The following is a 7,001-nucleotide window of genomic DNA, read 5'->3' as shown; positions in this document are numbered from 1 at the left end:
TGGGTAACCTGCTTTGAATTCGGAAACGGTTGTCGAGAAAGTCCATGTTCAGCTGCAACCTGTGCCCCGCCGGCGAACCGCCGCGCCGAAGCACCCGGCACTCGGTGCCGACCTGGGATACGCGTGGGCCGTGGTCTGTAAAAGTGACAGGGACATCGGGCCCGACGGGGCACCCCGCAGGCTCGAAAAACTAAACCATCGACGTCTGCGGACATGACATGGGAAGCCGGGACAAGCCCCCCGGCCGGGCCGCCAGGCCCGAACTGCGGGGCCTGACGGTGGTCTGCGCGGCTTACAGGCGCCGCTTGCGGTTGAGCTGGGGAATGGTGGTCTGCGGTACGTCCACCTGCTGCACCGGCACCAGGATCCGTGCCGCCAGCGCCGCCAGGGTCGGCTGGTTGAACAGCATCCGCGCATCGGCCTCCAGCCCTGCCTGGCGCATGCGCGCCACCAGGCTCACGGCCAGCAGCGAGTGGCCACCCAGCTCGAAGAAGTGATCATGACGCCCGACCCGCTCGATCTTCAGGACCTCGGCCCAGATCTGCGCCAGGGTGATTTCCACTGCTCCTTCGGGCGCCTCGTAACCCCGGTTTACCACCGCATCCAGGCCCGGTGCCGGCAGCGCCTGGCGGTCCAGCTTGCCGTTGGGGCTCAGGGGCAACGCCGCCAGTTGGACAAAGGCCGAAGGCACCATGTACTCCGGTAATTGCGCCAGCACATGGGCGCGCAAGGCTTCGACCGTCGGCGCCGGTGTCGCGCCGCGCAGGGTGTAGTAACTCACCAGGCGCTCGTCGCGCATCAGCACCACCACTTCACGCAACGCCGGGTGGCTGGCCAGTCGCGCCTCGATCTCCCCGAGCTCGACCCGCAGCCCGTGCAGCTTGACCTGGAAGTCGTTGCGCCCGAGGAACTCCAGGTTGCCGTCGGCGCGGTAGCGCACCAGGTCGCCGGTGCGATACAGGCGGTCGCCGGCCACGAATGGGCTGTCGATAAAACGCTCGGCCATCAACTCGGGCAGGCCCAGGTAGCCCCGGGCCACGCCGACCCCGCCGATGTGCAACTGACCGCTGACACCCAGGGGCACCGGCGCGTCATGGGCATCCAGCACATACAGCCGGGTATTGCTGATGGGACGGCCGATCGGCAGCTGGATCGGCGGCACTTCGGCCCCGGGTTCGAGGGTCCAGGCGCTGCTGTCGACGGTGGCCTCAGTGGGCCCGTAGACGTTGTGCAGGCGAGCCTGGGGCAACAGTTGCTGGAAGCGCCGGGCCATGGCCGCGGTCAGCTCGCCGCCGCCGGCGAAGACGTCGGTCAGGCTCCGGCACTGGCTGACTTCATCCAGCTCGAGGAACTGCTGCAGCATCGCCGGCACAAACTTCACCAGGGTGATCCCCTGTTCGCGGATCAGCCGCGCCAGGTACGCCGGATCCCGGTGCCCATCGGGGCGCGCCAGCACCAGGCGCATGCCGATGCTCAACGGCCAGAACAGCTCCCACACCGAGCCGTCGAAACTGAACGGGGCCTTCTGCAACAGGCTGCCGCTGGCCGCCCCCGGGCACAGGCCCGAACTCCAGTGCAGCAGGTTGCCCAGGCCGCGGTGCTCGATCATGACCCCCTTGGGGGTGCCGGTGGAACCCGAGGTGTAGATCACATAGGCCAGGTGCGAAACCCCAAGCCCCGGCACCTGGGGATCACTGTGAGGCTGGTGCTGCCAGGTGCAGCGGTCGAAGTCGATCAGCGGCACCCGAGTGCCTTCCATCAGCGCCCGCGTTGCGCCATGGACCAGCACCGCGACCGGCGTGCTGTCGTGCAACATGTAGTGCAGGCGTTCCGGCGGATAACCCGGGTCCAGCGGCACATAGGCGCCGCCGGCCTTGAGAATGCCCAGCAGGCCGACCAGCAGTTCCAGCCCGCGCTCGACGCAGATCGCCACCCGGGAATCGGGCTGCACCCCTTGCTCGCGCAGGTGATGGGCCAGCTGGTTGGCCCGGGCATTGAGCTCGTGGTAAGTCAGCTGCTGCTCGCCGGCCACCAGGGCCACCGCCTGGGGTGTGCGTCGGACCTGGGCCTCGATCAGGGCATGCAGGGTCTGGTCATGGGGGTAGGCCTCGACGGTGGCGTTGAACTCCTGCAACAGCTGCCGACGTTCGGCCTGCGGCAGGATCGGCACCTGCGCCAGGGGCTGCTGCGGCGTCTGTTCCAGGGCCTGCACCAGGCCGTCGAGGGCGCTCTGCAGGTAATCCAGCAGACGTTGCGCGCCAACCGCGCGCGGGGCCCGGGCAGACAGGCGAAAGCCCGCGCCCAGGTCATCCACCGCCAGGCTCAGCGGGTAACTGACAATTTCTTCACTGCTCAACAGCTCGATACCCGCCAGCCCGGCCAAGGCCACGGCGGCCGGGGCATGCCGGTAATTGAGCAGGCTGTTGAACAGCGGCGTCGGCGCCACCACGCCACTGCAGCGCTGCGCTAGGGCCAGGGCCGCATGCTCGTGGACCAGCAGCGCGCTCAGGCCGTCATGGGTCTCGCGCAGCGCCTGCTGGACACTGCGCCCCGCCAGCTTGACCCGCAGCGGCAGGGTATTGATAAACATGCCCAGGGCCCGGTCCGCGCCCTCTCCGGCCTGCAGCCTGCCGAGCAGCACCGTGCCGAACACCAGGTCATCGCGCCCGGACAGACACCCCAGGACCTGGGCCCAGGCCAGGTGGTAGAGGCTCGCCGCACTCACCCCCCGTTGCCGTGCCTGGCGCCGCAGGCGGCGCCCCAGCCCGGTGTCGAGCAGGCACTGCACCTGCTCCTGGTCGTCGCGCTCCACTTGATACGCCTGCAGGCCGAAGGCCAGGGTTGGTTCGTCGATGTCGCCGAGCAAGGCGGTAAAAAAGGCTTCGTGCTCGGCCTGGCGACTGGCCTGGCGGGCTTGGGCCACGTAGTTGCGATAGGCGACCGCAGGCGCCAATCGGCCTTGCTGACCCCGCAGGTGGGCCTGGATTTCCGCGATCAGCACCGCCGTCGAGGTGGCGTCGTTGATCAGGTGATGGAAGCGCAACATGCCGATCCAGCGCTGTTGCAGCGGGTCTTCGGCCCAGGCCATGGCCATCATCGGCGCCTGGCGGATATCCAGCGGGCGCAGCGCGGGTGTGAAGCGTGCGGCCAACTGTCCGAGGATATCCCCCGACTGCGGTTCCAGCCGCACCTCCTCCAGCGTCAGCCGCGCCTCGCGCCACACCACTTGCATGGGTTGCTCCAGGCCGTCCCAGGCCAGGCTGGTGCGCAGGATGTCATGGCGCTCCACCACCTGTTGCAGCGCCTGGGCAAAGGCCTCAAGGCGTTCGCGGCTGGCGAAGGCGAACATCGCGTGTTGCTGATAAGGGTCGCCGTGCTCGGCGCTGATGTGGTGGTACAGCAGGCCCTCCTGCAAGGGCGCCAGGGGGTAGATCTCCTGCACATTGGCCGCGCCGCCGGGGATACCGGCGACGATGCGCTGGATATCCTGCGTCTGGAGGCTGACCAGGGCCAGCATCTGCGGGGTGATGTGGGTGCAATCCGGGGCAATGCGGTTGGCCGGCACCTGGACTTCCCGGCTGTTGCCCACCGCCGCCGCCAGCGCCGCCAGGGTCGGCTCGCTGAACAGCACCCGCACATCGGCGCCAAGACCGGCCTGGCGCATGCGCTCGATCAGGTTCACCGCCAGCAGCGAATGCCCGCCCAGCTCGAAGAAGTGATCGTGGCGCCCTACCCGCTCGACCTGGAGCACCTCAGCCCAGATCTGCGCCAGGGTGATTTCGACCTCGCCCCGGGGCGCTTCGTAGTCGCGGCTGAGCACGGCCGAGGCCGCCGGCAGCGGCAGTGCCTTGCGGTCGAGCTTGCCGTTGGCGGTCAGCGGCAGCGCCGGCAATTGCACGTAGGCCGAGGGCAGCATGTACTCCGGCAACCGGCCTTGCAGGCTGGCGTGCAGGCTCTTGATCGACACCTCGCCAGCGCCGGCATGGACCGTGAAGTAAGCCACCAGACGCTTGTTGCCCGGACTGTCTTCGCGCAGCAGCACGGCGGCGTCCTTGATCCCGGCACACGTCGCCAGGCAGCTTTCGATCTCCCCCAGCTCGATGCGAAAGCCCCGCAGCTTGACCTGCTGGTCATTGCGCCCCTGGTACAGCAAGACGCCGTCGGCGCGCCAGCAGGCCAGGTCGCCGGTGCGGTACATCCGCCCTTGGGGATCGCTGGCAAAGGGATCGGCGAGAAACTTTTCCGCCGTCAGCTGCGGCTGGTTCAGGTAACCCTGAGCGACCCCGGCGCCGCCGATATACAGCTCGCCGACCACGCCCACGGCCACCGGCTGCTGGCGGGCATCGAGCACATAGGCGTGGCTGTTGCCGATGGGCCGGCCAATGGGAATGCCCCCGGCCCCGACCTGGCGGATCTCGAAGGTGGTGGAAAAGGTCGTGGCCTCGGTCGGGCCATAGCCGTTGAGCAGATGCTGCGGCGCCCCCTGCTCCAGCACCCGGGCAATCACGTTCGGGTCCAGCACATCGCCGCCGACTATCAGGTAGCGCAAGCGATGCAGGACCGGCATCAGGCCATCGGCGTGCTGATGAAACAGCCCGGCGGTCATCCACAGCACGCTGACGTTCTGCTCCAGCAGCAACTTCGCCAGGGCCTGGCTGGACAGCAGCACCTCTTGCTCGACCACCACCACGCAGCCCCCATTGAGCAAGGGCGCCCAGACTTCCAGGGTGCTGGCGTCGAACGCCGGGTTGGAAGCGAACGCCACCCGGTCATGGCGGTTGAACTCGGCGTAACCGTTGTTCAGCACCAATCGGCTGACGGCGCGATGCGGCACCAGCACCCCCTTGGGCACGCCGGTGGAGCCGGAGGTGTACATCAGGTAGGCGACACTTTGCGACGACTGCGCCAGCTCCGGGTTGTGCGCCGGCTGGCGTTCAAGGCCAAGTTGCTCCAGATCGATGCGCGGGGTCCGGCACTCCAGGGCCAGGTCGCCATGGCTGAGCAGCAACCGCGCCCGGCTGTCTTCGAGAATAAAACCCTGGCGCTGGCCAGGGGCCTGAATATCCAGCGGCACATAGACCGCCGCGCATTTGTTGATGGCCAACTGGCTGACCAGCAACGGCAGGGAACGTGGCAGCAGGACCGCCACCCGGTCTCCCGGCTGCACTCCCTGACTCAGCAGGAGGTGGGCCAACTGATTGGCGCGGCGATTCAGCTCGGCGTAGCTGACGGACTGCGAACCGTGCACCGCCGCCGGCGCTTTCGGGCTCAGCCGCGCCTGGGTCTCGAACAGGCCGTGCAGGGTCTGGCGGTCCGGGTAGTGACGCTCTGTGGCGTTCCATTGCCGGATCTGCGCCGCCTCGTGCGCGGTGACCAGGGAAAACTCGTCAATCCTCCGCGCGCCGTCAGCCAGCCCCTGTTCCAGCACATGGATAAAACGCTCGGCCAGGGCCTCGACGTCGTTCTCCTGAAAATAGGCCTGGTTGTAGACGTAGTGAATCCACGCCTGGTCGTTGTAACGGTTGCTGCGCAGATGGATCACCAGCGGCATCGGCTCGTGGTTGTTCGGCACCTTGATCGCCTGGGCCCGGGCCTCGCCGTAACGGTAATCATGGTCGTCCTGCTCATAGGACACCGAAAGGTCGAACACCTGGCCACGGTCCTCGCGCCACAGGCCCAGCGCGCGATTCATTTCACTCAGGGAAAACCGCTGGTGGCGAAAATCCTGTTTCAGCCCATCGCGGATCGCCGCCACCAGCTCGGCAAAGGTCAGCTCCTGGCCAAAGGCCAGGCGCACTGCACTGACCTGGGTGAACAGACCCAGGGTCGACCTGAATCGTGCGTTGGAGCGGTTGAGAATCGGCAAGCCGACCACCCACTCGTCACGCTCGCCGGTGCGGGTGAAGTAGACATACAGCGCCGCCAGCAGCACATGAAAGACCGAGGCCTGCCAGGTTTTCGCCTGCTGTTGCATGCGCTCATGCAGGGCCCCGGGGAAAGCCCGGACCATGCTCCCGCCCGGCGCCCCATGGCGCGGGTAACGCTCGCGATAGCGCGGCACCAGCAGCGGCTCGGGCAGGCTGCGGTATTTGTCCAGCCAGTAGGCACGATCACGGGCGTAGCGCGGCGAGCCGTGGTAGCGCGCGTCGTCGTGGATAAAGTCGATATAGGACGCGGCCTCAAGCTCCGGGGCTTGGCCCTGGACCAGGGCGCTGTAGATTCCGCCCAGGGAATCCAGCATCTGGCCGAAGCCCCAGCCATCGAGAATCAGGTGATGGGCCTGGGTGCCCAGCAAGTAATGGTTGGCACTGAGCTTGACCAGGAAGAAACGGAACAGGGGCGCGCCATACAGCCCATAGACCCGGGCCATTTGCTGCTGCATCAGGGCCTGGGCCTGAACCATCGGTTCGGTGTGCCGGGAAACATCATGCAGCGGCATGTGCACCGGCACTTCGCGGGCGAAGGTCTGCAACGGCAGGCCGTCGGGGCCGGTATCGGCCAGCAGCACGGTGCGCAGGGCGTCATGCTTGTGCACCAGGAGCTCGACGGCGCGCTGCATCAGCCCGGGATCCACCGGCCCCTCCAGCTCGACATAGCCGCCGATGTTGTAACGCGGCGAATCCGCCCGGCTCAGTTGGTCGAGCCAGATATCGCTTTGGGCGACGGTCAGGGCAAAGGTGTGCGGAGTCGCTGGGTCCGGGTTCATGGACGGGCACCCGAGGCGGCAGAAAAAAGCGTCATAAGATCCTTCTCATGTGATGGCCCCGCAGCGCGCGCGAAGTGCTGGCCTCAAGCGCGGCGCCGACGATGGGGGGTATCGCCGGATTTAAGCATCAGCCCCAACACCCGCGTGACACCCGAAACCCGGACAACCTGCCGCGCTGCCTACGCCCCGGGAAGGAAGCAGTTGGGCGCCAGTCGGGACAGCTCGGGTGCCTGGATCGGGCGCAAGCAGAAAGTTCCAGAAGCTTGGCTTATATGGCTGTAGGAAATCTGCCATA

At 67.1% G+C, this 7,001-nt stretch carries 1 protein-coding gene; it reads right to left on the bottom strand.

Annotated features, from left to right (window positions below):
- Positions 1 to 292: 292 nt before the first annotated feature.
- Positions 293 to 6,706: a non-ribosomal peptide synthetase gene (locus JFU57_RS21770; RefSeq protein WP_201130736.1), complete on the bottom strand. Its 6,414-nt coding sequence runs from the start codon at positions 6,704 to 6,706 to the stop codon at positions 293 to 295.
- Positions 6,707 to 7,001 lie beyond the last annotated feature (295 nt).

Origin of the sequence: Pseudomonas sp. TH07, assembly GCF_016651285.1 — a bacterium.
Taxonomy (GTDB): Bacteria; Pseudomonadota; Gammaproteobacteria; order Pseudomonadales; family Pseudomonadaceae; genus Aquipseudomonas.
This window is presented reverse-complemented; position numbering and strand designations above follow the sequence as displayed.